Annotated in this window: 21 protein-coding genes; 12 read left to right on the forward strand and 9 right to left on the reverse strand. The window is 68.5% G+C overall.

The genetic code is table 11. The features are described 5' to 3' along the window. Positions 1–663, forward strand: a 663-nt coding sequence (locus ACSAMQ_RS13345; protein ID WP_435396116.1) for an SDR family oxidoreductase, incomplete at its 5' end; no start/stop codon positions are given. A 1,256-nt stretch (positions 664–1,919) separates the two neighbouring features. Here ACSAMQ_RS13345 and ACSAMQ_RS13350 read toward each other — a convergent pair. The 9 genes from ACSAMQ_RS13350 to ACSAMQ_RS13390 form a co-directional block, all read right to left on the reverse strand. After that, on the reverse strand, positions 1,920–3,830 hold the full coding sequence (locus ACSAMQ_RS13350) for a carboxypeptidase regulatory-like domain-containing protein (protein ID WP_435396117.1): 1,911 nt from the start codon (positions 3,828–3,830) through the stop codon (positions 1,920–1,922). Beyond that, a complete protein-coding gene (locus tag ACSAMQ_RS13355) occupies positions 3,827–6,025 on the reverse strand; it encodes a hypothetical protein (RefSeq protein WP_435396118.1) in 2,199 nt (732 codons plus the stop codon). Before ACSAMQ_RS13355 ends, ACSAMQ_RS13350 begins: the two co-directional genes overlap by 4 nt. Continuing rightward, a complete protein-coding gene (locus tag ACSAMQ_RS13360; protein ID WP_435396119.1) occupies positions 6,022–7,215 on the reverse strand; it encodes a BatA domain-containing protein in 1,194 nt (397 codons plus the stop codon). The genes ACSAMQ_RS13355 and ACSAMQ_RS13360 overlap by 4 nt, the downstream gene beginning before the upstream one ends. Next, positions 7,212–8,117 (reverse strand): DUF58 domain-containing protein, encoded by a 906-nt coding sequence (locus tag ACSAMQ_RS13365; protein WP_435396120.1) that lies wholly within the window; start codon positions 8,115–8,117, stop codon positions 7,212–7,214. Before ACSAMQ_RS13365 ends, ACSAMQ_RS13360 begins: the two co-directional genes overlap by 4 nt. Before the next feature lie 19 nt (positions 8,118–8,136). Continuing rightward, positions 8,137–9,147: an AAA family ATPase gene (locus ACSAMQ_RS13370; protein WP_435396121.1), complete on the reverse strand. Its 1,011-nt coding sequence runs from the start codon at positions 9,145–9,147 to the stop codon at positions 8,137–8,139. Positions 9,148–9,390: 243 nt separating this feature from the next. Beyond that, on the reverse strand, positions 9,391–10,068 hold the full coding sequence (locus ACSAMQ_RS13375; protein ID WP_435396135.1) for a DUF4159 domain-containing protein: 678 nt from the start codon (positions 10,066–10,068) through the stop codon (positions 9,391–9,393). An 89-nt stretch (positions 10,069–10,157) separates the two neighbouring features. Continuing rightward, positions 10,158–11,783, reverse strand: coding sequence for a TldD/PmbA family protein (locus ACSAMQ_RS13380; protein WP_435396122.1), 1,626 nt, complete (start codon positions 11,781–11,783; stop codon positions 10,158–10,160). 112 nt (positions 11,784–11,895) lie between these two features. Further along, positions 11,896–13,230 carry a TldD/PmbA family protein gene (locus tag ACSAMQ_RS13385; protein ID WP_435396123.1) on the reverse strand — a complete coding sequence of 445 codons (1,335 nt, stop codon included), beginning with the start codon at positions 13,228–13,230 and terminating at the stop codon, positions 11,896–11,898. A 21-nt stretch (positions 13,231–13,251) separates the two neighbouring features. Further along, positions 13,252–14,880 carry a TldD/PmbA family protein gene (locus tag ACSAMQ_RS13390; protein ID WP_435396124.1) on the reverse strand — a complete coding sequence of 543 codons (1,629 nt, stop codon included), beginning with the start codon at positions 14,878–14,880 and terminating at the stop codon, positions 13,252–13,254. Positions 14,881–15,386: 506 nt separating this feature from the next. Between ACSAMQ_RS13390 and ACSAMQ_RS13395 the strand changes: the two genes are divergently transcribed. From ACSAMQ_RS13395 to ACSAMQ_RS13445, 11 genes are all read left to right on the forward strand, one after another. Continuing rightward, positions 15,387–16,814 carry an aldehyde dehydrogenase gene (locus ACSAMQ_RS13395; RefSeq protein WP_435396125.1) on the forward strand — a complete coding sequence of 476 codons (1,428 nt, stop codon included), beginning with the start codon at positions 15,387–15,389 and terminating at the stop codon, positions 16,812–16,814. A 7-nt stretch (positions 16,815–16,821) separates the two neighbouring features. Further along, positions 16,822–17,487, forward strand: a complete 666-nt coding sequence (gene can, locus ACSAMQ_RS13400) for a carbonate dehydratase (RefSeq protein ID WP_435396126.1) — start codon at positions 16,822–16,824, stop codon at positions 17,485–17,487. Next, on the forward strand, positions 17,484–17,942 hold the full coding sequence (locus ACSAMQ_RS13405; RefSeq protein WP_435396127.1) for a RidA family protein: 459 nt from the start codon (positions 17,484–17,486) through the stop codon (positions 17,940–17,942). Before can ends, ACSAMQ_RS13405 begins: the two co-directional genes overlap by 4 nt. Further along, complete coding sequence (locus ACSAMQ_RS13410) at positions 17,943–18,473, forward strand: 3-hydroxyanthranilate 3,4-dioxygenase (protein ID WP_435396128.1); 531 nt, start codon at positions 17,943–17,945, stop codon at positions 18,471–18,473. Between the two features lie 7 nt (positions 18,474–18,480). Continuing rightward, the gene (locus tag ACSAMQ_RS13415; RefSeq protein WP_057917911.1) at positions 18,481–19,491 is read left to right on the forward strand and encodes an amidohydrolase family protein; all 1,011 of its coding nucleotides are present in this window, start codon (positions 18,481–18,483) and stop codon (positions 19,489–19,491) included. Positions 19,492–19,555: 64 nt separating this feature from the next. Then, positions 19,556–20,842 (forward strand): kynureninase, encoded by a 1,287-nt coding sequence (gene kynU, locus ACSAMQ_RS13420; RefSeq protein ID WP_435396129.1) that lies wholly within the window; start codon positions 19,556–19,558, stop codon positions 20,840–20,842. 90 nt (positions 20,843–20,932) lie between these two features. Continuing rightward, on the forward strand, positions 20,933–21,232 hold the full coding sequence (locus ACSAMQ_RS13425) for a GIY-YIG nuclease family protein (RefSeq protein WP_435396130.1): 300 nt from the start codon (positions 20,933–20,935) through the stop codon (positions 21,230–21,232). A gap of 91 nt (positions 21,233–21,323) precedes the next feature. Further along, positions 21,324–22,694 (forward strand): FAD-dependent oxidoreductase, encoded by a 1,371-nt coding sequence (locus tag ACSAMQ_RS13430; RefSeq protein WP_435396131.1) that lies wholly within the window; start codon positions 21,324–21,326, stop codon positions 22,692–22,694. A 4-nt stretch (positions 22,695–22,698) separates the two neighbouring features. After that, on the forward strand, positions 22,699–24,168 hold the full coding sequence (sbcB, locus tag ACSAMQ_RS13435; protein ID WP_435396132.1) for an exodeoxyribonuclease I: 1,470 nt from the start codon (positions 22,699–22,701) through the stop codon (positions 24,166–24,168). 57 nt (positions 24,169–24,225) lie between these two features. Next, on the forward strand, positions 24,226–24,912 hold the full coding sequence (locus ACSAMQ_RS13440) for a DUF2461 domain-containing protein (RefSeq protein WP_435396133.1): 687 nt from the start codon (positions 24,226–24,228) through the stop codon (positions 24,910–24,912). Between the two features lie 1,144 nt (positions 24,913–26,056). Further along, the coding region (locus tag ACSAMQ_RS13445; RefSeq protein WP_435396134.1) for an MFS transporter at positions 26,057–26,631 on the forward strand (575 nt) is incomplete at its 3' end.

Consider the following 26,631-nt stretch of genomic DNA (forward strand, 5'->3'; position numbering starts at 1 on the left):
GATGCCCTGGCCGCGGTCGCACAGGCCTTGCCGCGCAGCGGCGCGCAGGCCCACGGCTGGATCGCCGCCGACGTCGCCGACACGGCCGCCCTCGCCGCCCAGGTCGAAGCGCTCGCCGCCGGCAAGCCGGTGCAGATCCTGGTCAACAACACCGGCGGCCCGCCCGGCGGCCAGGCGCATACCGCGCTCGACAGCGCCTACCTCGACGCCTTCCAGCGTCATCTGCTGGCCAACCAGACCCTGGTGCGCGCGGTGCTGCCCGGCATGCGTTCGGCGCAGTGGGGCCGCGTGGTCAACGTGATCTCGACCTCGGTCAAGGAACCCATCGTCGGCCTCGGCGTGTCCAACACCGTCCGCGGCGCCGTCGCCGGCTGGGCCAAGACCCTTTCGCGCGAACTCGGCGCCGACGGGATCACCGTCAACAACGTGCTGCCCGGCTACACCCAGACCGCGCGCATCGAACAGATCATCGGCGACCGTGCCCGCAACAGCGGCCAGACCCCGGAGGCGGTGATCGAGGCCATGCGCAAGACCGTTCCCGCGAACCGCTTCGCCGCCCCCGCCGAGATCGCCGCCTGCATCGCCTTCCTGTGCTCCCCGGCCGCGGCCTACGTCAACGGCGTGAGCCTGGCGGTCGATGGCGGGCGCATGCAGTCGATTTGAGCGCGGCATCCCGTCGATTACGGCTGTTGTCGTTCGTAGGGTCGGCGCGCTTTCGCCAGGGTAGGAGCGGCGCAAGCCGCGACCGCCATGCTCCGAGCTCGCATCGCCTCTGGGATGAGTCCCCGTAAGAGCGGCGTGAGCCGCGACCACGGGACGCGCAGAGGCTACGATGCTTGCGTCAACGATCGAAGGCGTGAATCGTCGCCGGGTAGGAGCGGCGCGAGCCGCGACATCGTTGCAGCGGTCTTGCGGCGTATCGCTCACTCGAACGAGATCAAGATTAAGATCAAGATCAAGATCAAGATCAAACCCAAAGCTTCCGCCACTAAAGCGGCGGGTCACTTTCTTTTGTCTGAAGCAACAAAAGAAAGTAACCAAAGAAAAGTGCCTTCTGTTTCGGATCAAGAGCCCGCAAGTGCGAGGCCGACGCGGGGATGCTCCGCACAGGCCATCCATGGCCTGGCTGCGCACGGCCCGCCTCCCTGCGGGCCGCCCTCCGGGTCTGTGGTTGCATCGCCAGTTCGGTGCTGCGCCAAGCTGTTCACAGCAAAGGCAAAGATTCGCCGCTTTAGGGCAGGAGCGGCGCAAGCCGCGACCGCGCCGCAACGGTCTCGCGACGCAAAGAACTTGTGGCTGCGCGGTAGCGACTCACGTCGCTCCTACAGGGCGGCATCGCAGGCACTCTGATTCCAGCCTGTCTTTGCCTCTGTCTTACGCTGTGCGTCGCCTCGCACTAGCGAAGGCCATAGAAGACCCGGAGGGCGGCCTGCACGGATGCAGGCCGTTTTTCATCGGGACAGGGAGGTCCCGTATGTAGATCCCCGCGGAGGCATCGCTCGTGCGGGCCTTGATTCAAAGAAAAGAAACTTCTTTGGTTACCTTTCTTTTGTTGCTTATGGCAAAAGAAAGTGACCCGTCGCTTTAGTGGCGGAAGCTCTGGGTTTGATCTAGATGTTGATCTATTGAACGAGAGAGAGCCGTCGCAAGACCGTCGTAGCGATGTCGCGGCTTGCGCCGCTCCTACCCTGGCGAAAGTGTGCCGCTTCGATGAATGGCGACGCCCTCGTGATCACTGCGCGTCCCGTGGTCGCGACTCACGTCGCTCCTACAGGAAGCAGAGACAGCCCGGGTGCGGGCGCGACGCGAGATCGGAGCATGGCGGTCGCGGCTTGCGCCGCTCCTACCCCCTGGCGAAAGCACGCCGCTTCGAGGAACGACATAAGCCTTGGTGCCGCTGCGCGTCCCGCGGTCGCGGCTCACGGCGATCCGGCAACGACCTGCGCCGGCACCGACATCCGCCCCCGTCGCGAACGCTCCAGCCACCACACCCCGGCGCTGACGAACAGCCAGGCCAGGAACCACGGCCACGATGCTCCACGCTGCGCCCGCGCCGACGCAGCGCCCGCAGACGACGACGCGGCTTCAAGCGGAAGCTGCTGCGCTTGGGCCATCAACTGCAAGGTCGCCTCGCGCAGTTCGCTCGCGCGCAAGCCCGGCGCCTCGTCGCGGCCTCGCACGGCGAAGGGTTGCGAGCGCTCGCCCTGGCGTAGGGCATGCCAGCCCGGGTCGGTCGGCCAGAACCCGGCGCAGCGTTCGCTGCCGCTGGCCGGGTCGATCAGCAAGGCGATGTCCCGGCCCTGTGGCGTACGCACCAAGGCGCCGTCGCTCAATCCGCACAGCACGATCCGCCGGTCCTGGCGCGCCTCTCCTTCGATCCGCAGCATCGGCTTCGGTTGGGGCCGCGCCAGCGCCGCAAACGCGGCGCTCCACCATTGTCCATGCAGGTCGTCGCGGCCGGCCAGGGTCAGACGGAAACTGTCGCTCAAGGTCCATAGGCCGAGCCGGCCGCGGCCGGCGTTACGCCAAGTCGCGAAGGCCTGGCCGTCGGCTCCGCGCAACAGGCTGTGCGCACCTGCAGCCTCGATCGAAATCGCGCGCCGGCTCAATACCGGCAACTCGGCCAGCGCCTCGTCGCGCAAGCGCGGTGCCTCGCGCGTGCCCGGGCCGATGCGGGCGCGGGTCGCCGCTTCGTCCGCGCTGATCGGCGGCACCCGCATGTCGAGCGAGTCCGCGCCGGCACCGAGTTCGAAGCCCAACGCCCGCAGTTGCGCACGCGCACGCGGCGACAAGGGGCCGCCGATGCGCAGCAGCACGCCTAGGCCGTCGCGCATGGCGCCCAACAGCGCGCCGCGTTGCGATTCGCCGAGCCGGTCCCAGACGCGTTCGTCGAGCACCACGAGATCGAATCCGGCCAGGGTCGATGCGTTCAGGCTCAGCGGCGCATCGCCGAGCTGCAGGCCGGCGCCGGCCTCGATCTGGGTATGCAGCTTGATTCCGGCGTCCGCGCCCCAGCGCCGCAGATACTTCAGCTCGGGATTCGGCGCGCCGGCCAGGATCAGCACCCGCGGTGGCGGATCGGCGATCACCGACAGCGGCAGTTCGATCTCTTCGACGATGTTCTGGCGCGCATCGCGCAGACGCAGCCGGAAGGTCGCCGTTCCCGGCAAGCGCGCGACGGCGCCGACGCGGAAGCCGCCGTCCGCCGCGAGCGGGTAGCGGTCGACGCGTTGCAGGCCCGGGTCGAGCAATTCGACGACTGCGCCCGGCACCGCTTCGACCCGACCGCTCGCCTCGAACTCGCCACCGGCGGCGACCTCGCGCGGCGCCCACAGACCGGTGAATCCGTGCGGCAACGCTGGCGCTCGCCATTCGATGGTCAGGCCGCGAGCCGCGTCGCGATCGCGCGGTTCCAGGCCGGCGCCGAGCAGCCGCAGCTTATGCGTGCCGGGATGGCGGCGCAGCGCCGTGGCGAGGTCGGGCACGCGTGCGCTGTCGCCGACGGTACGCGCCTCGGGCAAGGCGACTTGGTGTTCGCCGGCGGCGGCGCCATCGTTCGCGCTCGCACCGGCGGTCGCCACCACCAGCGTGCCGGGTTCGTCATGGATCTGCGGCGGCAACAGCGCGAGATACAGCAACGCCGCCATCAGCGGTTGCGCGATCAGCAACACGCCCAGCCGCCAACCGCGCGCACGCGCCCCGGCCCCGCCGCGGTACTGGCGCCAGATCAGGCACGCCATCCCCAGCACGGCGGCGGCGCCGAGCACGGCGGCGATCAGCGTTTCCAGGCCAACTTGGACCCCGGTATCGAGGTCGACGACGCCGATCATCGCGACGTCTCCTGCTGCAGGGCTTCGAAGTAACGCCGGTCGACGGCGTCGCCCTGCGCGCGCCGCGGCACGCTCGCCGGGGGCCGGGTCAGCAGCGGCCACAGCAGGCGCCGCAACTCGGCGCGGCAGCGCCGGCATTCGGGTTCGTTGCGCAAGGCATCGAAGGCGGCGGCGAAGGCCAGGGGATCGGGCACGCGTGATTCGTGTTCGCGCAGCCAACGTTGCAGGCCGCTGTAGTCGATCGGCGCGGGCTGAGCCGTGCCCGCGCTCGGCTCCAGGTCGCGCCACAGCGATTCGAGCACGGGATCGGCCGCGTTCGCCGCGACCAGCAGCTCGCCGCGTCGCGCCAATCCCTTACGTTCGCCGCTCAAACGGCGGCTTTCGTCGATCGGCGGCAGCTCGGGGCCGACCCGGGCCAGGTAGATGCGGGCGGCCTGCTGCACCTTCTTGATGAAGCCCAGCGCCCTGTAGGCATAGGGCAGCGCCTGCTGCGGATGGCCCTGGCGCAAATGCAGTTCCGACTGCCACATCTCGTCGAGCGCGGCCTTGAGCAGCTTGCGCGTGTCCGGGTCGAGCAGGGTCGCCGCCTCGGCATGATCGTGGGTATGGCCGAACTGCTCCAGCACCGAGCCTTCCTCGCCGAAAGTCGGCGCCGCCGGCTTCGCCGCATGCGCATGCTCGTCGTGTTCGTCGGCCTCGGGTGCACTCTCGCCCTGGCCCTTGCCCTCGCCCGCATGCGCGTCGTGCGGTTCGGCTTCGTCGCGGTCGTTGGTCGGCAACTGCGGCGCGCCTTCGGACTCTTCGCCGAGGAACTGGCCGTAGCGCAGGCGCAGCAGGCGCTGGTCGACGCCGATCGCATCGGAGCGCTCGACGAACCTGGGCTCGTCGAGCTTGCGCCGCTGTGCGATCAAGGCTTCGGCGTCGATGATGATCTGGCGCTGGCTGCGGAAATATGCCGGCAAGGTGGTCTTGACCATGCCGTCCAGGCCGGTCGCCTCGCTGCCGAGGTCGGCCGGCCAGCGCAGGATCAAGCTCGGGCTCGACGCGGTCTGCGGCTTCGGCGAACGGTTGTCCTCGACGCTGAGCTGGACGATCAGGTCGTCGCCGCTCGCGAAGCCGAGGCTGGCCAGGTCGAGGCGTTGCGCATAGCGTTTGTCGGTCGCGGTGCCGGTGCCGCGCAGGCTCAGGCGTTGCTCTCGGAAGGTGATGTTCTCGCCGCTGCCCTGGGCCAGGGTGATGCGCAACTGCGCATTCGCGGCCAGGCCGTAATCGTCGCTGGCCACGAACTCCAGCGGCCAGCTGCGCTGGCCCGCGCTCATCAGGCTCAGGCCGCGGTCGGGTTCGAGCACCCGCAGTTGCGGAGCACGGTCGGCGCTGACGTCGAGCCGGTACAGACGTCGCATCTGCGCCTGCGCCGCGCCGGCGGCGACGATCCGATACAGGGCCGGCTTGGCCAGTACGCGTTCGGCGCTCCAGCGCCCGTCGGCCTGGCGGGCGAGCGGCAAGCGCGGACCGTCGTGGAAGACCAGCTCGACCGCCGTCGGCTGCGGTTCGAAACGCAGGTTCCAGCGCAAGCGCGCGTTCTCGGGCACGCGCCCTTCGAGGGTGGGCTCGCTGCGCGGCGGCAAGCGCGTATAAGCCGGCGGGTCGATGCGCAGGCCCTGTTCGATCAGGCGCGGCTGGCCCGGCAGGGCGGCGAGCTGCGGCGCCGGCGACAAGGCTTCGAGATCGTGCTCATCCCGGGACCGGCCCGGCCATAGCAGGATGGCGGCCAAGGCTGCGGCGCCGGCGAAGCCAGACAGGCCGATGCGGTGCGTCGACCAGACCGGGCGCAGCTCGGGACCGTTCGCGGTTTCGATGCGTTCGCGCAAGCGCGCTTGCTGCAGACGCTGCAGGCCGTTCAAGCCTTCGCCCGCCGCGAACAACAGATCGGCGCTGTCGTCCATGTCGTCGCGGGTGGTGTTGAGGCGACGCGCGAGCCAGGCCTGATCGAGGCGCCGGGCCCTGCGCCATGCGAAGGCGGCGAACGCCGTGCACAGCACGACCGCCAGCGACACCGCCGCCAGGGCCCCCAGCAGACGCCAGGCCAAGGCCGCGCCGGCCGCGGCCCACGGCAGCCACTGCAGCATCAGGTCCGAAGCGCGCCGGCGGCGCGCCGAACCCAAGGCGTTCGCGAGGATCGTCGCCGCCGTCATGGCGTCGCCCCACGTCGTGCGCGCGTCGCCAGCCAACGTTCGCACACGAACACCAACGCGATCAGCAGCGCCCACCACAGGCGCAGATCGCGCGGCGGCAAGGCATACGCCGCGCCGCCGGTCGCCGGCGCATGTGCCTTCGCCGAAACCCACGCCGGTGCCGGAAGGCTCGGCGCGAACAACTCGCGCAAACGCCGCGGAAAGCCGGGCTCGAGCAATTCCGGCATGGCCTGCGGGGTCACCGCGCGGGTCAGCCGCATCAGCCGGCCGCGGCCGAAGGCGACGCCTTCGGCCAGCACCGCGCCGGACGCGTCGCGCCACAACGGTGCACGCGGCGAGGCGGCATCGCTTGGCCAGCCGCTGCCGGCATCGAGCAGCACGCGACCGCCGTTGCGGGCGAACTCGCGCACCTGCGCAGGCACCGCGCCGGGCACCAGCCAGATCAGCTCGCGGCTCTGGGACGGCAGGGCTTGAGTGCTCGGCGCGACTGAATCCTGCTTCGATGGGGCCTGCCTCGATGGGTCCGGTACCGCCGGATCGCGCCAGGCCTCGATCGCGGCACGCAGATACGGCAGGGCCGTGGCGCGATCGGCGGCGTATCGGATCGCCGGCGACGGCGTGACGATCTCGCGGATCGGGGTCGCAGCCGGCGTCGTGCCGGGCAGCACGCGCCATTCGACCGGCCGGGACAACTGCGGCCGCTGGCCGTCGGCACCGCTCATGCGCTCGGGCACGAATACGCTCAGTACGGTCGCGGCCGGCAGGTCGGCATCGAGTTCGCGCAGCAGGCTCGACAGCGGCGCGGGCGGCGGCGGTGCGGCGGCGTCCAGACGCGGAAAACCCGGCGCGAGCCAATGCAAGCGCGCATTCGTGGCGTCCGCTCGAGCGCGCGCGACCTGCGCATCGGCGCCGGGCGCGACCACGATCCACGGCCGCGCACTCTCGGCGCCGAACAGCACCGGCCTCGCCAGCCACAGTGCGAGCAAGGCCAACAGCAACAGGCGCAGCAGCAACAACGGCCATTCGTCGAAGCGGATGCGGTGACGCGGCTTGGGCCGCTGGCGCAGCCAGCGCAGGGCGGCGAAATCGGTCGGACGTTGTTCGCTGCGCCGCGCCAGATGGATCAGCAACGGCAGGATCAGGGCCGCCAGGGCAGCCAGCGCGGCGGGCAGCAGCAGGCTCAGGTTCACGCCCGCTCCGCCAGGTCGCGGGCGCCGAACAAGCGCCGCAGCGGCAGATCGAGCGCCTCGTCGAGCACGTACTCGGTGTGGCGGATGCCGCAGGCATCGAGGCGGGCGTCGAGCGCCCTGCGCGCGGCGGCGAACCGGTCGAGGAACCCGTCGCGCAAGGCGGCGCCGTCGCCGAGCAATTCCTCGCCGGTCTCGGGGTCGCGGAACCGGTAACCGCCGCGGAACGGGAAGTCGCGCTCCTCCGCGGTCAGAATGCGGATGTTCGCCACCTCGCGCCGCGCCGATGCGAGCCGCTCGGCGACCGCGACGGCGCCCTCATCGGTGCCGTCGTCGAAACCGTCGCCGATCATCAGCACCAGGTCGCCGGCGGCGATGCGTTCCCACAGCGGCCGCAGGCGTTGCGCACGCGGCCAGGCGCCCTGCGCCGATAGGCCGTGCAGTTCCAGCCACAAGCGGTCGCGCTGGCGCGCGCCGGTTGCCGGCGCGATCAGGCGCACGCCGTCGTCGCGCAGCGCGATCAGCCCGAAGCGATCGCCTTGGCGCAGCGCCAGTTCGGCGACGCAGGCGGCCAGCGCCTTGGCGGCGTCCAGCCGCGACCAGTCGGGGCGCGCCGCATCGTGCTGGTTCATCGACGCGCTGGCGTCGATCAACAGCCAGACCGCGAGCGGGCTTTCGCGTTCGGCTTCGCGCACGAAGAAACGGTCCGAGCGCGCATACAGCTTCCAGTCGACCTGGCGCAGCTCGTCGCCGGGCTCGTAGGCGCGGTACTGGGCGAACTCGAGGCCGGCGCCGCGGCTGCGGCTGTTGTGCAGGCCGATGCCGTGGTTGCCGACCGCGCGCCGCGACGACAACCGCAGGCTGCGCAGCCGCGCCCGCACCGCCGGGGGAATGAAGTCCTTCACGAGGCCTCGGCGAACGCGCTCAGGCGCCCGGGAACGGCACGCCGCGCAGCAAGGCGGCGATCACGTCGTCGGCGCTCTTGAACTCGGCCTCGGCGGCGAACGACAGCAGCAGACGGTGACGCATGACCGGCGCGGCCAGGGCGACGATGTCATCGCGGGTCGCGGCGTAGCGCCCGTGCAGCAGCGCCCTCGCCTTCGCCGCCAGCACCAGCGATTGCCCGGCACGCGGACCGGCGCCCCATTTCACCCACTGCCGCACTTCCGGCAAGGCGCTTTCGTCGGGCCGGCTCGCGCGCACCAGCCGGGTGATCCAGACCAGCAGGTCCTCGCCCAGGTGCACTTCGCGCACCCGCGACTGCAGCGCGATCATTTCCTCCCCGCCCATCACCCGCGGCACCTCGGCGCTGCGGGTGCCGGTGGTCTGCAACAGGATGTCGTGCTCTTCGCGCTCGCTCGGATAACCGACGCGGATATGCAGCAGGAAACGGTCCAACTGCGCTTCCGGCAAGGGATAAGTGCCGGCCTGTTCGAGCGGGTTCTGGGTCGCCAGCACGAAGAACGGCGCCGGCAGCGCATGAGTCACGCCGGCATAGCTGACCGTGCGCTCCTGCATCGCCTCGAGCAAGGCGGCCTGGGTCTTCGGCGGGGTGCGGTTGAGTTCGTCGGCGAGCAGCAGGTGGGTGAAGATCGGCCCGGGCTGGAAACGGAAATGGCGGTGGCCGGTGCCGTGGTCCTCCTCGAGCAGCTCGGTGCCGAGGATGTCGCTGGGCATCAGGTCGGGGGTGAACTGCACCCGCCGGAACTGCAGTTCCAGCGCCTGCCCGAGCGAGCGCACCAGCAGGGTCTTGCCGAGGCCGGGCACGCCTTCGAGCAGGCAGTGGCCGCCGGCCAGCAGACCGATCAGCAATTGCTCGACCACTTCGTGCTGGCCGACGATCGCCTGGGCGATCGCCTCGCGCAGCGCGCCGAGACGATCGAGCTGCGCCTTCAGTTCGGTTTCGTTGCCGCCGGTTGCCACGTTCGTGTTCATTAAGATCGTCCCGAAAGCCAGTGCAGATTCGCTCCGCGTTCTTCAAGCAAGCAACCACAACAGCAACAGCAAATCCCCCGCATCCGCTGCGCGGTCGCCGCCCCCTTTGTCAAAGGGGGCAACAGCAAGCACGCACATCATCACGCGCGCTGCCGATTCCCGATTCCCGATTCCCGATTCCCGAGTCCCGAGTCCCGAGTCCCAATTCCCGAGTCCCAAGTCCCGAGTCCCGAGTCCCGAGCCTCAAGAGTTCAACGCATACATCACGATATTGACCGCGAACTTGGTGTTGTCCTCGGCCAGGAAACGTTTGTTGCGCCAGTCGTAATCCCATTCGCAGCCGTAGTCCTTGTTGCTGTACAGCACGCCGAGGCGGCCGTCGATCTCGATGCCCTGCAGATAGTCGTGAACCAGATCGTCGCCCCAGCCGTTGAGTTCGAAGCCGGTCGCCGGCGGGCCGTCGAAGACGAAGAAGCTGCGATACAGGGCGTGGTTCTTCGGCAAACGGCGCAGGGCCTTGGCGCCGAAGATCTTCGCCATCTGTTCCTCGAAGGACTTGGCGAACAGGCCGTCGATGTCGTGGTTGCAGTCGTCGACGAAGACGAAGCCGCCGTTGCGCACGTAGCGCTCGAAATTGCGGCGCTCGTCGGGGTTGAACTCGACCAGCTTGTGCCCGGCCAGGTAGCAGAACGGGGCGCCGAGTACCTTCGGGTCGGCCAGGGCCAGCACGTGTTCCTTCGGATCGACCCGCAGGTTGGTGTAGTCGATCAGCGAGGTGATCAGGTTCGCCGGCATGCGCTGGTCGACATCCCAGTCGCCCGAGTCGTACTTGAGCCGGGTGAACCAGAAGTCGTAGTCGGCGCGGGCGGCCCGCGCCAACGGCGAGTGCGCCAGCCAGGCGCCGGCGGCGCCGCCGAGCATCAGCCGCAGGAACTGCGCCCGATTCACCGCGCCCTGCCTGCGTCGATCCGCGGACCCGAGACGAACATGCCCTGCCTCGACCTCATCGGCTACAACGCACGCGCGGTGTTGATGATGTTGACGCCGTTGAAGCGCGTCGTGCTCGACCCGTGCGAGACCGCCGAGACCTGGCTCGGCTGGCCCTTGCCGTCGAAGAACGAACCGCCGAGGCGGAAATCGCGTTCGTCGCAGACCGCCACGCAGGCGTTCCAGAATTCCGGGGTGCGTATCTGGTAAGCCGCGTCCTCGACCAGGCCGACCACCTGGCCGTTCTTGACCTCGTAGAACAACTGGCCGCCGAACTGGGCGTTGTAGCGCTGCTGGTCGATCGAATACGAACCGCGGCCGTGTACGTACAGGCCGCGCTCGACGCCCTTGACCATCTCGGCCACCGTCAGCGGCTGCTTGCCGGGCTTCAGCGAGACGTTGGCCATGCGCTGGAACTGCACGCTCGACCAGGAATCGGCATAGCTGCAGCCGTGCGAGTGCTTGTGGCCGAGCAGATGGGCCTCGTCGCGGGTGGCCTGGTAGTCGACCAGGATGCCGTCGCGGATCAGGTCCCATTCGCGGGTCTTGACGCCTTCGTCGTCGTAGCCGACCGCGCCGAGACTGCCGGGACGGGTCTTGTCGGCGACGAAGTTGACCACCTCGCTGCCGTAGCGATAGCCCTGATCGCGCTTGTCGAGGGTGGCGAAGCTGGTGCCGGCGTAATTGGCCTCGTAGCCGAGCACGCGGTCGAGTTCGAGCGGGTGGCCGACGTTCTCGTGGATGGTCAGGAACAGATTGGACGGGTCCAGCACCAGGTCGTACTTGCCCGGCTTGACCGACGGCGCCTTGAGCTTGGCGCGGGCGTGCTTCGCCGCGGCGACGGCGTCTTCCATCACATCGTAGGAACGGCCGTAGCCGGTCAGGCCGCCGGGCAGCGCGACCTTGCCGGCCGGATCGGCGTCGAGGTATTCGTAGCCCATGCCCATCGGCGCCGACAGGCCGTCGCGGGTGCGGAACTTGCCGCTGGCCTTGTCGACCGCGGTCGCGGTCAGCGGCAGCCAGATGCGGTGGATGTCCTGGTCGATATAGCTGCCGTCGGTGGAGGCGAAATACTTCTGCTCGTTGATCACGAACAGGGTCGAATTGACGTAGTCGGCGCCGGCCTTGAGCGCGGCGGCGTTGACGCCGAGCAGCAACTCGACCTTGTCCTTGATTGGGACCGCCATCGCGTTCTTGCGCAGCGGCGTGGCCCAACGCACCTCGCCGACGCCGGCGACCGGCGCCAGTTCGACCTTGCGCGTCTGTATACGCGCATTGGCGCGGGCGATCGCGAGCGCCTGGCGGGTGGCCGCCGCGACCGCGTCCGGCGTGGACGTGTCGGTGGCGGCGAAGCCCCAGGCGCCCCGGCTCAGCACGCGGATGCCGACCCCGGCGGACTCGCCGTTGACGATGTTGCGCACCTGCGCTTCGCGGGTCACCACCGATTGGCGCAGGTAGCGGCCGATGCGCACGTCGCAGTAATCCGCCCCGCCCTCGCGCGCGGCGTTCAAGGCGGTGTCGGCCAGGCGCCGCCGGCGCGCGAGGTCGGCCGGTTCCAGCAAGGCCTCGGCGGCGATCGCGCGGCCGTATGGCAGCGCCAGGCCGGCCAGGCCCAGGCCGGTGAAACTGAGGAAATCGCGTCGTTGCATCGGGCGGCTCGGGTCGGCGGGGTCACTGGGCGGACGGCGGAAGGAACGCTGTGGCAGCGAACCCAGGGGCGGCGCGCACCGGGTCGCCGGCGCGCCGCCCCTCAAGAACGGCTCAGACCGCGTCCGACAACGAGGTGAAAGTGAAGTCGCGCAGTTTCATCGGCGGGATCATCATCACGAACGTCGACTCGTCGCCGGCCACGCGCACCGGCCGGCCGAGCTCCTCGATGTTGTTGAGCATGATCACCGGCGACTCGTTGAAGCGGAAGTTCTTCACCGGGTGCTTGATCACGCCGTTCTCGATGTAGAAGGTGCCGTCGCGGGTCAGCCCGGTCAGCAGCACGGTCTGCGGGTCGACCATGCGGATGTACCAGGTGCGGGTGACCAGGATGCCCTTCTGGGTGCCTTTGATCAGCTCGGCGGTGGACTTGTCGCCGCCGGCCATGAGCAGGTTACCGGGCGCGCCGACCGCGCGCTTGCCCTGCTTCTTGGCCCAGAAGCGCGAGTAGTCGAGCGCGGCGACCTTGCCGTTCTCGACCACCGACATCTTCTCGCGCGCCAGGCCCTGCGCGTCCCACGGCAGCACCGGCGCGCGCGGGTCCCAGGGGTCGGCGCTGATGTTGACTCGCGGGTCGTAGACCTGCTCGCCGAGCTTGTTGCCGCCGCCCTTCTTCGACAGGAAGCTGCGTCCTTCGTCGGCCTGGCGCGCATCGAAGAAATTCATCATGAACGAGATCAGCCCGGCGGCCGCGGCCGGTTCGAGGATCACCGTGTACTTGCCCGGCTCCAGCGCCTTGGCCTCGGCCGACTCGGTGGCCTTGCGCATGGCGATGCGCACTTCGTTGTCGGCCTTGAACTCGCTGGCGTCCTTGAGGTTGCGCCCGACCCAGCCGGAACCGCGGCCGTCGTCGGTGCGCACGGTGCAGGTGTAATCGAAGTTGGTCGCCTGCTGGTAGCCGAAGTTGCCCTTGCTGTTGGCCACCGCGACGAAGCTCTGGCCGTCTTCGAGGAAACCGGCGGCGGTCAGCTTGTCGGCGCGGCACGGCGCGATCGAGTCGGCCGCGACCTGGGCGCGGAACTCGGGGGTGATCGCCGCGGTCGAGGCGCTGAAGGTCGGGCTCGGCTTGTAGTCCTGCTTGTCGATCGCCGGCATGAACTCCGGGTTTTCCGGCGCCAACCGGGCCAGGTCTTCGGCGCGGCGGACCACGCGTTCGAGCGCGGCATCGTCGAACTCGTTGATGCTGGCGCTGCCGACGCGGTTGCCGAAGGCCGACTGTACGGCCAGGTTGCTGTTGCTGACGATGCCGCTGGTGGACACGTTGTTGAGGGCGAAGCGGATGTTGCCGGCGATCGAACCGGTCAGGGTCGCGGTGCACTCGTCGGCCTTGGACAGTGCCATGACCTTGTCGAGAATGGCCTTGGCTTCGGCTTCGGTGAAGATGCTCATGGGTGGATTCTCCTGCGCCGGTCAGCCGAGCTTGCGGGCGGTGTTGATGACGTTGACGCCGTTGAAGCGCGCCGTGCTGGAACCGTGCGAGACCGCCGAGACCTGGCCCGGCTGGCCCTTGCCGTCGAAGAACGAGCCGCCGAGGCGGTAGTCGCTTTCGTCGCAGACCGCGACGCAGGAGTTCCAGAATTCCGGGGTGCGGATCTGGTAGGCCACGTCTTCGAGCATGCCGGTGATCTTGCCGTTCTTGATCTCGTAGAACAGCTGGCCGCCGAACTGGGCGTTGTAGCGCTGCTGGTCGATCGAGAACGAGCCGTCGCCGACGATGTAGATGCCGTTCTCGACGTCCTTGATCATGTCGGCGACGCTGAGCTTGTTCTTGCCCGGCGCCAACGACACGTTGGCCATGCGCTGGAACTGCACGCTCGACCAGGAGTCGGCGTAGCAGCAGCCGTCGGACTCGCTCTTGCCGAGGATGTGGGCCTGGTCGCGGATGGTCTGGTAGTCGACCAGGATGCCGTCCTTGATCAGGTTCCAGCGCTTGGTCTTGACGCCCTCGTCGTCGTAGCCGACCGCGCCGAGGCTGCCGGGCTGGGTCTTGTCGGCGAACACCGTGACCTGGTCGCTGCCGTACTTGAAGGCGCTCTTGAGCTTGTCGACGGTGGCGAAGCTGGTGCCGGCGAAATTGGCCTCGTAGCCGAGCACGCGGTCGAGTTCGAGCGGGTGGCCGATCGATTCGTGGATGGTCAGCCAGGTGTGCGAGGGGTCCAGCACCAGGTCGTACTTGCCCGGCTTGACCGACGGCGCGGTGAGCTTCTGCCGAGCCTGCTTGGCCGCGGCGACCGCGTCTTCGAGCATGTCGTACGAGTTGCTGTAGTTGACCACGCCGTTCGGCGAGACGGTCTTGCCCGAGGCGACGCCGTCGAGGTACTCGAAGCCCATGCCCATCGGCGAGGACAGGCCCTCGCGGGTGCGGAACTTGCCGCTGGCCTTGTCGATCGCGGTGATCGTCATCGGCGCCCAGATCCGGTGCACGTCCTGGTCGATGTAGGAGCCGTCGGTCGAGGCGAAATACTTCTGCTCGTTGACCAGGAACAGCATCGAGTTGACGAAGTCGGCGCCGGCCTTGACCGCGGCGGCATTGACGCCGAGCAGCAGCTCGACCTTGTCCTTGATCGGCACTTCCATGGCGTTCTTGCGGATCGGCGTCTTCCACGCCACCTCGCCGACACCCGGAGTCTTGGCCAGCACCACCGGCTGGGTCTGGGTCATGGAGTTCGCGCGGGCGATGGCGGCGGCCTGCTGCGCGGCCTGCGCCACGCTCTTGGCGTCCAGTTGGTTGGTCGCGGCGAAGCCCCAGGCGCCGTTGACCAGCACACGGATGCCGATGCCGGTCGACTCGGTGTTGACCACGTTCTGGACCTTGTCCTCGCGGGTGATGACGAACTGGCGCAGGTAGCGACCGATACGCACGTCGCAGTAGGTCGCGCCCGCGCCCTTCGCCGCGGTCAGCGCGGTGTCGGCGAGCACCTTCTTCTTGGCCACGTCCAGCGGCGTCAACAGGGCTTCGGCGGCGATCGCGCTGCCGTAGGGAATCATCAGCCCGGCGATGCCGAGCCCCGACATGGTCAGGAAGTTACGTCTATCCACGAGATTGTTTCCGCCGTTGTGGGCCCGATCGGCAGTGCTGGATGCCGCCGCAAGGCATGGATGAAAGTCACCTCTCGGAATGTGCGCAGCGCGCGCGCGGGCAGTCAAGTGCCGGGAGGCAGTGACCGGCGAGGCCGTGGTCGCGACGACCGAGGCGGTCGAAGCGGGACGCAGAGCGCACCGATCGTCTCATTTCGCGGTAATTCGCCTGCCCTGCCGCGCGTACGCGCCGGTCGTCGCGAATGCGCCGGACGAGTTTTGCTGCAGTGCATCTGGGCCAACAGTCATGCATGACTTTGGTCATGGCCGCGCGCCCACGGACCGGATCGGCAAAGTCGCCGACGCTCGCTCGTTCGCGAAGCCCCCCAAGCGCACGTCACCCCGGACTGCGAACGCTGCGCCCATCCCGGCACGCACGCGGCTGTCGACCCACGCCGTCACGGAAACGCGACCCGCCGCCACCCCTTGCTATGGGCGCTGCCGCGCCCACGCGTTAAGCTTGGCGCATGCACAGATTCCGGCACTGGATCGACGGCCAGGCGCGCGATGCGGCCGGCGGTCGTTGGCTCGATGTCCACGACCCCGCCAATGCGCAAGCGTATGCGCAGGTCGCGGCCGGCGACGCCGCCGACGTCGAGCTCGCGGTCGCCGCGGCCCAGGCCGCGTTCCCGGCCTGGTCGGCGCTGCCGCACAGCGAACGTGCGCGCTGGCTCGAAGCCCTGGCCGGCGCCCTCGAGGGGCGCCTGGAGGACTTCGCCCGCGCCGAGTCGCGCGACGCCGGCAAGCCGATCCGGCTCGCCCGCGAGGCCGAGATCCCGCGCGCGGTCTCCAACCTGCGCTTCTTCGCCCATGCCGCGACCCAGTTCGCCAGCGAGTCCCACCACGGCCAGGCCGGGCTCAACTACACCCTGCGCGCCCCGCTCGGCGTGGTCGCGACGATCTCGCCGTGGAACCTGCCGCTTTACCTGTTCACCTGGAAGATCGCCCCCGCGCTTGCGGCCGGCAACACGGTGGTCGCCAAACCCTCCGAGGTGACCCCGGCCACCGCCAGCCTGCTCGGCGAACTGGCCGCTCAGATCGGCTTTCCGCAGGGCGTGCTCAACATCGTCCACGGCCTGGGCCCGGAGGTCGGCGAAAACCTGGTCCGGCACCCGGCGGTGCGCGCGATCTCGTTCACCGGCAGCACCGCGGTCGGCCGGCGCATCGCCGGCATCGCCGCGCCGCTGCTGCGCAAGGTCTCGCTGGAGCTCGGAGGCAAGAACCCGACCCTGGTGTTCGCCGACAGCGACTGGCGCGCGCACCTCGACACCCTGGTGCGCTCGGCGTTCCAGAATTCCGGGCAGATCTGCCTGTGCGGTTCGCGGGTGCTGATCGAGCGTTCGATCTACGAGGAAGTCCGCGACGCTCTGGTCGAACGCGCGCAGGCGCTGAAGATCGGCGAACCCGCCGAAGAGAGCACCGCGCTCGGCCCGCTGGTGTCGCAGGCGCACTACGACAAGGTCCTGGCCGCGCTCGAGCGCGCGCGGGACGAAGGCGGCCGGGTGCTGTGCGGCGGCCATGCGCTGGACCGGCCGGGCTGGTATGTGGCGCCGACGGTGATCGAAGGCCTCGGCCCGGATTGCGCCAGCAACCGCGAGGAGATCTTCGGCCCGGTCGCGACCCTGCAGGCCTTCGACGACGAGGCTCAAGCGCTGGCCCTGGCCAATGCGGGCGACTACGGCCTGTCGGCCTCGGTGTGGACCCGCGATCTCAATCGCGCCCACCGCCTCGCCGCGCAGTTGCGCGTCGGCATGGTCTGGATCAACACCTGGCTGCAACGCGACCTGCGCACGCCGTTCGGCGGCGTCGGCGCGTCCGGCCTCGGCCGCGAAGGCGGCGCCGAGGCCATGCGTTTCTTCACCGACGCCAAGAACGTCGGCCTTCACCTGGGATGACCGTTGTATGACCCCGTTGCACGACCTGCTCGAACGAAACCGCGAATGGTCCGAGCGCATCAGCGCCGAAGACCCTGAATTCTTCGCCCGCCTCTCGCGCCAGCAGGCGCCCGAATACCTGTGGATCGGCTGCTCGGACTCGCGCGTGCCGGCCAACCAGATCATCGACATGGCCCCGGGCGAGGTCTTCGTCCATCGCAACATCGCCAACGTCGTGGTCCATACCGATCTCAACTGCCTGTCGGTGATCCAGTTCGCGGTCGACGTGCTCAAGGTCAAGCACATCCTCGTGGTCGGCCACTACGGCTGCGGCGGCGTGCACGCGGCCCTGCACGGCCAGCGCCTGGGCCTGGCCGACAACTGGATCCGCCACGTCGGCGACGTCGCCGACAAGCACGTGGCCTGCATCTCGCAGGCCCACGCCGAGGAGCGCCACGACCGCCTGTGCGAGCTCAACGTGATCGAGCAGGTGCAGAACGTCAGCATGACCACCATCGTCCGCGACGCCTGGGCGCGCCAGCAGCCGCTCGCCGTGCACGGCTGGGTCTACAGCCTGCGCAACGGCCGCGTCCACGACACCGGCATGAACGTCGACAGCTTCGAGGCCCTGCAGGACACCTACGACCGCGCCGTCGCCACGGTGCATTCGACCCACGGCGGTTCGCCGCGATGAGCGGCGGCGGCATCAGCGCCCCCAAGGCGCCGCGGCCGGTCGGCCTGTACCCGCATGCGCGCCGGGTCGGGGACTTGCTGTTCCTGTCCGGGATCGGCCCGCGCGACGCCGCCAGCAACGCGATCCCCGGCAACGTCCACGACGCCGACGGCCGGCTGATCGCCTACGACATCGAACTGCAGTGCCGCTCGGTGTTCGCCAACGTCCGCGCCGTGCTCGAAGCCAGCGGCGCCGGCTGGGACGACCTGGTCGACGTCACCGTCTACCTGACCGACATGGACCGCGACTTCGCCGCCTACAACGCGGTCTGGGCCGAGTACTTCCCGGACCTGGAACGCGCCCCGTGCCGGACCACGCTCGGCATCGCCGCGCTGCCGACGCCGATCGCCATCGAACTCAAATGCATCGCCGCCTTCGCCTCGTCGCGGGCCGGCGCACCGCCCGAGGGCACGTGAATGCTTCCTGGACCGATCAACCTCAGCCAGTGGATCGACGAACACCGGCACCTGCTCAAGCCGCCGGTCGGCAACAAGGTGATTTACGCGGGCGACTTCATCGTCATGGTGGTGGGCGGTCCTAACCAGCGCACCGACTACCACTGGGACGAAGGCCCGGAGTGGTTCTACCAGCTCGAAGGCGAGATGGTCCTGCGGATCCAGGAGGATGGGGCCGTGCGCGACATCCCGATCCGCGCCGGCGAAACCTTCCTGCTGCCGCCGCGCGTGCCGCATTCGCCGCAGCGCATGCCCGACTCGGTCGGCCTGGTCATCGAACGCAAGCGCCTGGCCCACGAAGACGACGGCCTGATGTGGTACTGCGAACGCTGCAACCACAAGCTGTACGAAGAGTTCTTCCATCTGCACGACATCGAAGCCGACTTCCCGCCGGTGTTCGAGCGTTTCTATTCCTCGCGCGAACATCGGACCTGCACGGACTGCGGCCATCTGAACCCGGCGCCGGGCCGCTACGTCATGCCCGACACCTGAGGCGACGATGCTCAAGATCGACACCCACGCTCACTACCTGCCGCGCGACTGGCCCGACCTGGCGCGCAAATACGGCGACGAGCGCTTCCCGGTGATCCACCACACCGACGACGGCCGCCATCGCATCTACAAAGACGGCAAGTTCTTCCGCGAGATCTGGTCCAAGACCTGGGACCCGCAGGAGCGCATCGACGATTACGCCCGCTTCGGCGTGCAGGTGCAGGTCATCAGCACCGTGCCGGTGATGTTCAGCTACTGGGCCAAGGCCAACCAGGCGCTCGACCTGCACCAGGCGCTCAACGATCACATGGCCCAGGCCTGTCGCGACTATCCGCGCCATTACGCCGGCATCGGCACGGTGCCGCTGCAGTCGCCGCGCCTGGCGGTGCAGGAACTCGAACGCTGCATGGACCAGCTCGGCCTGCAGGGTTGCCAGATCGGCAGCCACGTCAACGACTGGAACCTCGACGCGCCGGAATTGTTCGAGTTCTTCCAGGCGGCCAGCGACCTCGGCGCGGCGATCCTGGTCCATCCCTGGGACATGATGGGCACGCCGAGCATGCCGAAGTACTGGCTGCCGTGGCTGGTCGGCATGCCGGCCGAGCAATCGCGCGCGGCCTGCTGCCTGGTGTTCGGCGGCGTGCTCGAACGCCTGCCGAAGCTGAAGATCTGCCTGGCCCACGGCGGCGGCAGTTTTCCCTACACCATCGGCCGCATCGAACACGGCTTCAACATGCGCCCGGACCTGGTCGCGACCGACAACCCGCGCAACCCGCGCGATTACCTGAACCAGTTCTATTTCGATTCCTGGGTCGCCGACCCGCGCGCGCTCGAATACCTGCTCGACACCTGCGGCGTGTCGCGGGTGATGCTCGGCACCGACTACCCGTTCCCGCTCGGCGAGCAGACGCCCGGCGCCGGCATCGCCTCGCTCGATCTCCCGCCCGCCGACCAGGCGCGGCTGTATCACGGCACCGCGCTGGAATGGCTGGGGCTGTCGAAGTCGCGCTTCGAGTGAGGGCCTGCGCAGTACGTCCGCCCCCTCGCCCCTCCTCACCGATCTACGTTTCCAGGCCTTTCCCGTGACCGATCTGTCGTCCCCCGCTCATGCCGCCGCGCTCGACGCCGCCGACCCGCTGCCGAGCCTGCGCGGCGAATTCCTGATTCCGCGCCACGGCGACCGGGAGCAGGCCTACTTCGTCGGCAACTCGCTCGGCCTGCAGCCGCGCGGCGCCCGCGCGCACGTCGAGGAGGTGCTGGACAAGTGGGCGATGGAAGCGGTCGAAGGCCACTTCACCGGCCAGGCGCAGTGGATGCCCTATCACGAACTGGTGCGCGACCCGCTCGCGCGCCTGGTCGGCGCGCAGCCCGGCGAGGTGATCGCGATGAACTCGCTGACCGCCAACCTGCACCTGATGATGGTCAGCTTCTACCGGCCGACCCGCGAGCGCCCGGCGATCCTGATCGAGGCCGGCTCGTTTCCGTCCGACCGCTACGCCGTCGCCTCGCAGATCGCCTTTCACGGTTTCGACCCGGCCACCGACCTGATCGAAGTCGAGCCCGACGAACCCGGCGGCCTGATCTCGATGGCGACGATCGAGCGCGCCATCGCCGAGCACGGCCCGCGCCTGGCCCTGGTGCTATGGCCCGGCGTGCAGTACCGCAGCGGCCAGGCCTTCGACCTGCCGGCGATCGTGCGCCTGGCGCAGGCCCAGGGCGCGGTATGCGGCTTCGACCTCGCCCACGGCGTCGGCAACCTCGAACTGCAGTTGCACGACAGCGGCGTCGATTTCGCGGTGTGGTGCCACTACAAATACCTGAACTCCGGCCCGGGCGCGGTCGCCGGCTGCTTCGTCCACGAACGCCACGCCCGCAGCGAACGTCCGCGCTTCGCCGGCTGGTGGGGCCACGAAACCTCGACCCGCTTCCGCATGGGCCCGGACTTCGTTCCGACCGCGGGCGCCGAAGGCTGGCAGCTCAGCAACCCGCCGATCCTGGGCCTCGCTCCGTTGCGCGCATCGCTGGACCTGTTCGACCGGGTCGGCATGCGCGCCTTGCGCGAGAAGTCCCTGCGCCTGACCGGTTATCTGGAAAGCCTGATCCGCGAACGCCTCGCCGACACCCTCGACATCGTCACCCCGTCCGACCCGGCACAGCGCGGTTGCCAGTTGTCGCTGCGAGTGATCGGCGGCCGCGGCCTCAGCGGCCGCGCCGCCGGCCGCGACCTGTTCGACTACCTCGCCGGCAACGGCGTGCTCGGCGACTGGCGCGAACCCGACGTGATCCGGATCTCGCCGGCGCCCTTGTACAACACCCACGCCGACGTGCTGCGCTTCGCCCAGGCAGTGGAAAGCTGGAGGGGCGCTTGATCCAGGCTTCGTCCCACGTAGATCCACTCAGGTCTGGCGAACCCTCCTACCGTCATTCCCGCGAAGGCGGGAATCCAAAGTGAGGTTGAAGTGTCCAGGTCGCCCGCCGTGTACCTCCTTGCAAGCGCGAAACGCGGCACCTTGTATACCGGCGTTACGAGCGACCTGATCCAACGCGTATGGCAACATCGCGAGCACCTGGCACAAGGCTTCACCGAACGCTATGGCTTCGATCGACTGGTTTGGTACGAACAGCACGAGACCATGGAAAACGCCATTCAACGCGAGAAGAAAATAAAGAAATGGAACCGCGAATGGAAGATCCGACTGATCGAAGAGAACAATCCGGAATGGCGCGACTTATGGCAGGACATCGCGGGTACCAGCTGAAGCCTCTGGATTCCCGCCTTCGCGGGAATGACGGTGTGAAGATCCACGGCTCCCTGCCCCTCCTCGCGCGACTCGCCATGGGACTCGCCGCTTGAACGCAAACATATACCCCAAACACATCACCATCATCGGCGCCGGCTTGGCCGGCGCGCTGCTCGCCACCTTGCTGGCGCGGCGCGGCTGGGAGGTCGATGTCTACGAGAAGCGCGGCGACCCGCGCCTGAAGGGCTATCAGGGCGGGCGTTCGATCAACCTCGCCCTGGCCGAGCGCGGCCGCCATGCGCTGCGCCTGGCCGGGGCCGACGAGGCGGTGATGGCGCAAGCAGTAATGATGCGCGGGCGCATGGTGCATTTCCTCGACGGCCGCACCGACCTGCAGCGCTACGGGCGCGACGACAGCGAAGTGATCTGGTCGGTGCATCGCGGCGAGTTGAACCTGATCCTGCTGCAGATCGCCGAAGACGCCGGCGCTCAGCTGCACTTCCACCGCGGCCTGCAGTCGGTCGATTTCGAACGCCGTCTGGCGGTATTCCACGACGACCGCGACGACAGCGCGCACGAGATCGTGTTCGACAGCCTGGTCGGCGCCGACGGCGCCGGCTCGGCTCTGCGCGGAGCGATGAAGCAGGCGGTCGAACTGGGCGAACGCACCGAGTTCCTCGGTCACTCCTACAAGGAACTGGAGATCCCGCCCTCGCCCGACGGCGGTTTCAGCATCGAGCCGAACGCCTTGCACATCTGGCCGCGCGGCCGCTACATGTGCATCGCCCTGCCGAACGACGAACGCACCTTCACCGTCACCCTGTTCCTGCCGAACGAAGGCGAGCCGAGCTTCGAGACCGTGCGCAATGGCGCCGACGCGCGCGCCCTGTTCGAGCGCGACTTCGCCGATGCGCTGCCCTTGATCCCGCAGCTCGAACAGGATTTCGAGCGCAACCCGGCCGGCCTGCTCGCCACCTTGTACCTCGACCGCTGGCACCTGGACGACCGCGCGGTGCTGCTCGGCGACGCCGCCCATGCGATGGTGCCGTTCCACGGCCAGGGCATGAACTGCGCCTTCGAGGACTGCGTCGCCCTGGCCGAGCGCCTGCTCGCCGACGACGACCGCGCCGCGGCCTTCGCCGCGTTCCAGGCCGAGCGGCTGCCGAGCGCGCGCGCGATCCAGGCGATGGCGCTGGAGAACTATCTGGAGATGCGCGACCGCGTCGACAACGACGATTACCTGCTGCAACGCGCGCTCGAACACGAGCTCGCCGAGCGCCATCCCGACCGTTTCATGCCGCGCTACGCGATGGTGACTTTCCACCGCATGCCCTACGAAGTCGCCTATGCGCGCGGCCTGCAGCAACGCGAGTTGCTGGTCGAACTGACCCGCGGCCACGACAGCCTGGCCAGCCTCGATTGGCCGACGGTCGACGCGCTGGTGCGCGAGCGCCTGTCGCCGCTGCCCGCGGACGATTGATGCCATGCCCGCCAGTTTTCTGTTCTACGACCTCGAAACCTTCGGCGCCGACCCGCGCACGACCCGCATCGCCCAGTTCGCGGCGATCCGAACCGACGCCGACCTGAACCCGATCGACGAACCGATCAGCGTGTTCGTCAAACCCGCCGACGACCTGCTGCCCTCGCCGGTGGCGACCCTGATCACCGGAATCGCGCCGCAGGACGCCTTGCGCGACGGCGTCAGCGAAGCCGAGATCTTCGCCCTGATCTCCGAGGAGATGTCGCGGCCCGAGACCTGCAGCGCCGGCTACAACTCGCTGCGCTTCGACGACGAGTTCGTCCGCTACGGCCTGTTCCGCAATTTCTACGACCCCTACGAACGCGAGTGGCGCGGCGGCAACAGCCGCTGGGACCTGCTGGACGTGATGCGCCTGGCGCACGCGCTGCGTCCCGACGGCGTGGTCTGGCCGCAGCGCGAAGACGGCACCACCTCGTTCAAGCTCGAGCACCTCGCCGAAGCCAACGGCGTGCGCGAGGGCGATGCCCACGAAGCGCTGTCGGACGTGCGCGCCCTGATCGGCATCGCGCGCAAGTTTAAGACCGCGCAGCCGAAGCTGTGGGAATACGCCCTGCGCCTGCGCGACAAGCGCTTCGCCGCGACCTTGCTCGACACCATCGCGATGACCCCGGCCCTGCACGTATCCCAGCGCTATCCGGCCAGCCGCCTGTGCGCGGCGCCGGTCATACCACTGGCGCGGCATCCGCGCATCGACAATCGCGTGCTGGTGTTCGACCTGGCCCAGGACCCGGCTGCGCTGCTGAGGCTGGCTCCGGACGAGATCGCCGACCGCCTGTACACGCCGGCCGCCGACCTGCCCGAAGGCGAGGAACGCGTCGCGCTGAAAGAAGTGCATCTGAACCGGTGCCCGGCGTTGATCGCCTGGAACCATCTGCGTCCGGCCGATTTCGAGCGCCTGTGCATCGACCCGGCCCAGGCCGAGTACCGCGCCGCGCAGATCCGCGAGGCCGGCCCCGAGCTGGTCGAGAAAGTCCGCCGCGTCTACGCCAACGACCGCGCCCGCGAACCTTCCGACGTCGACGCCTCGCTGTACGACGCCTTCATAGGCGACGGCGACAAACGCTTGTTCCGCCAGGTGCGGACCACGCCGCCGCAGGCGCTGGCCCAGGCCGTTTTCGATTTCCGCGATGCCCGCCTGCCGGAACTGCTGTTCCGCTATCGCGCCCGCAATTGGCCGCAGACCCTGAACGCACAAGAGCGCGAACGCTGGGACGACTATCGGCGGCGCCGTCTGTACGACGAGGCCGGCCTGTCGGAATACAGCTTCGAGCGTTTCCGCGCCGAACTGGCCCAGACCCGCGCGCTGGCCGGCCCCGATGGCGGCAAGCAGGCGCTGCTGGACCGGCTCGAAGCCTGGGCCTGCGCGATAGACGCCGGCTTGAGGCCCTCCCCGGCGCCGTCGACGCCGGCCTGAAGCCCGCCCTGCGATACTGCCCATCCTCGCTACGAGCCCCCGCCGAAGAGCCGCCGCATGAGCCGCTATTTTTCCGAAGCCAGCTTCAAGTTCCTGCGTTCGCTGGCGCGACACAACAACCGCGAATGGTTCCACGCCCACAAGGCCGATTTCGAGAGCCATGTGCGCGGCCCGTTCCTGAGCCTGCTGACCGACCTGCAGCCGGTCCTGGCCGAAGTCAGCCCACATTACCGCTCCGAGCCGAAGAACGTCGGCGGCTCGCTGTTCCGCATCCAGCGCGACACTCGCTTCGCCAACGACAAGGCGCCGTACAAGACCCACCAGGGCGCGCGCTTGTTCCACGAGCGCGGCCGCCAGATCGAGGCGCCTTCGTTCTACATCCACCTGGAAGGCGGCAATTGCTTCATCGCCTCCGGCGTGTGGCATCCGCAGCCCGACTCGCTGCGCAAGATCCGTCACTTCGTGCTCGACAACCCGGGCAGTTGGAAAGCCGCCGCGCACGACCCGAAGTTCCGCAAACGCTACGACCTCGACGACAGCGAAATGCTGACCCGCGCCCCGCGCGGCTTCCCGGCCGACTTCGAATTCGCCGACGACCTGCGGCGCAAGAATTTCGTCGCCCTGCGCGCGATCGACGACGAAACCATGACCGGGCCGCGGTTGTTGAAGACCCTGGAGAAGGACCTGGCCGGCTTGGCGCCGTTTACCGATTATCTGTGTGCGGCGCTGGATCTGGAGTTCTGAGGTTCGGGTTCTTCGCGCCGGTGGTGGTCGCGCCGGCGCATGTGGTCACGCGGTCGCGGCTTGCGCCGCTCCTACCCAAGAGCAGCCGCAACCCGTCAGTTGTTGCTGTTGCTGTTGCTGAGATTTTGATCTGCTTTGCTGCTTTGCCGGTCAATTGAAGACCCGGAGGGCGGCCCGCAGGGATGCGGGCCGTGCGCAAGCAGGCCATGGATGGCCTGTCTGGAGCATCCCTGCGTCGGCTTCGATCGCGCGGGCTTGTGCCCTTGCAGGAAGAAGCACTTTTCTTTGGTGACTTTCTTTTGTTGCTTTGGACAAAAGAAAGTTACCCGCACCCTTTAGGGGGCGGAAGCTTTGCTCTTGATGTGGGCTTCACAGCCTCACGGCCGGTGACGCTGCGACCGGACACGGCGCGGTCGCGGCTTGCGCCGCTCCTACCCTGGAGCCGCACCAGCGTGTCGCCGCGAGCCTTGCCCCTGTAGGAGCGGCGCGAGCCGCGACCACGGGACGCCCCGAGGCCACAATGCCAATGCCGTCCATCGAAGCGGCGCGCTTTCGCCAGGGTAGGAGCGGCGCAAGCCGGGACATCGTTGGGACGGTCTTGCGGCGCATCTCTCGTTCAATAGATCAACATCAAGATCAAACCCAAAGCTTCCGCCACTAAAGCGGCGGGTTACTTTCTTTTGTCATAAGCAACAAAAGAAAGGTAACCAAAGAAAAGTGTTTTTCTTTGAATCAAGGGCCCGCACGATCGTTGCTTCCGCGGCGATTTTTCATACGGGACATCCCTGTCCCGATGAAAAACGGCCTACATCCATGCAGGCCGCCCTCCGGGTCTTCGATTGCCTTCGCTCGCGCGATGCGGCGCACAGCTACAGCCATGGCAACTGCAACTGCAACTCCAAGATCTTCACGGCAACCGGCAACCGCTGACTGCCTCGCGGCCGCCCTCGGAGCAGCACAAGTCGCTCCGAGCCAGGCACAGTCGCCGGTCGCGACGAGATCGACTGCCCATCCGCATCGCAGCGCCTATCCGGTCGCTTGGCCGATACACAAAAACCTCCATAAATCGGCAGCCCGCGGCGCTCGAATCCCGTCGCCCTTCCGGTATCGTGAGCGCTATCCGCCGCGCCTTGCCGAGCCCGACTTGTCCACCGCCGAATTCCGCCGTTACGCCCTGTTCTATCTCGGCTATTTCGGCATGCTCGGGGCGTATACGCCCTATATCGGGCGTTGGGTCAGCGCCAACGGGCACGGCGGGTACGCAGTCGGGGCGATGCTGGCGCTGTGGTACGGCGGGCGCATCCTGGCGCCGCCGACCTGGGCACGGCAGGTGGCGCGCAGCCCGAAGCCGGGGTATTGGCTGGTCGCGGGCTGCGTGCTGTCCCTGGCGATGTTCGCCGGGTTCGCGCGCTTCGACGGCGGCACGATGCTGTTCGTGGTGATGGGCGCGTTCGCGCTGTGCTTCAACGCGATCATGCCGCAGTTCGAGGCGATGACCCTCAATGCGTTGGGCACGCGCAATCACGACTACGGCAAGATCCGCATGTGGGGCTCGGTCGGGTTCCTGATCGTCGCGGCGAGCTACGGTTGGTTGCTGGACCGGCTCGGCAACGACGCCTTCGTCTGGCTGAGCCTGCCGTGGCTGGTGTTGACCGTCGCCGCGGCCTGGCTGCACCGCGCCGATCCGCCCTCGCCGGCGCCGCTCGTGGGCACGCCGCG

The organism is Lysobacter sp. 1R34A, from assembly GCF_051217035.1.
Taxonomy (GTDB): Bacteria; Pseudomonadota; Gammaproteobacteria; order Xanthomonadales; family Xanthomonadaceae; genus Lysobacter.

Bases quoted from the DNA above. Each gene is read 5' to 3' on its own strand.
- ACSAMQ_RS13350 (WP_435396117.1), bottom strand. From the start codon at position 3,830: ATGATCGGCGTCGTCGACCTCGATACCGGGGTCCAAGTTGGCCTGGAA.
- ACSAMQ_RS13355 (WP_435396118.1), bottom strand. From the start codon at position 6,025: ATGACGGCGGCGACGATCCTCGCGAACGCCTTGGGTTCGGCGCGCCGC.
- ACSAMQ_RS13370 (WP_435396121.1), bottom strand. From the start codon at position 9,147: ATGAACACGAACGTGGCAACCGGCGGCAACGAAACCGAACTGAAGGCG.
- ACSAMQ_RS13375 (WP_435396135.1), bottom strand. From the start codon at position 10,068: ATGCTCGGCGGCGCCGCCGGCGCCTGGCTGGCGCACTCGCCGTTGGCG.
- ACSAMQ_RS13380 (WP_435396122.1), bottom strand. From the start codon at position 11,783: ATGCAACGACGCGATTTCCTCAGTTTCACCGGCCTGGGCCTGGCCGGC.
- ACSAMQ_RS13385 (WP_435396123.1), bottom strand. From the start codon at position 13,230: ATGAGCATCTTCACCGAAGCCGAAGCCAAGGCCATTCTCGACAAGGTC.
- ACSAMQ_RS13395 (WP_435396125.1), top strand. From the start codon at position 15,387: ATGCACAGATTCCGGCACTGGATCGACGGCCAGGCGCGCGATGCGGCC.
- can (WP_435396126.1), top strand. From the start codon at position 16,822: ATGACCCCGTTGCACGACCTGCTCGAACGAAACCGCGAATGGTCCGAG.
- ACSAMQ_RS13405 (WP_435396127.1), top strand. From the start codon at position 17,484: ATGAGCGGCGGCGGCATCAGCGCCCCCAAGGCGCCGCGGCCGGTCGGC.
- ACSAMQ_RS13410 (WP_435396128.1), top strand. From the start codon at position 17,943: ATGCTTCCTGGACCGATCAACCTCAGCCAGTGGATCGACGAACACCGG.
- ACSAMQ_RS13415 (WP_057917911.1), top strand. From the start codon at position 18,481: ATGCTCAAGATCGACACCCACGCTCACTACCTGCCGCGCGACTGGCCC.
- sbcB (WP_435396132.1), top strand. From the start codon at position 22,699: ATGCCCGCCAGTTTTCTGTTCTACGACCTCGAAACCTTCGGCGCCGAC.
- ACSAMQ_RS13440 (WP_435396133.1), top strand. From the start codon at position 24,226: ATGAGCCGCTATTTTTCCGAAGCCAGCTTCAAGTTCCTGCGTTCGCTG.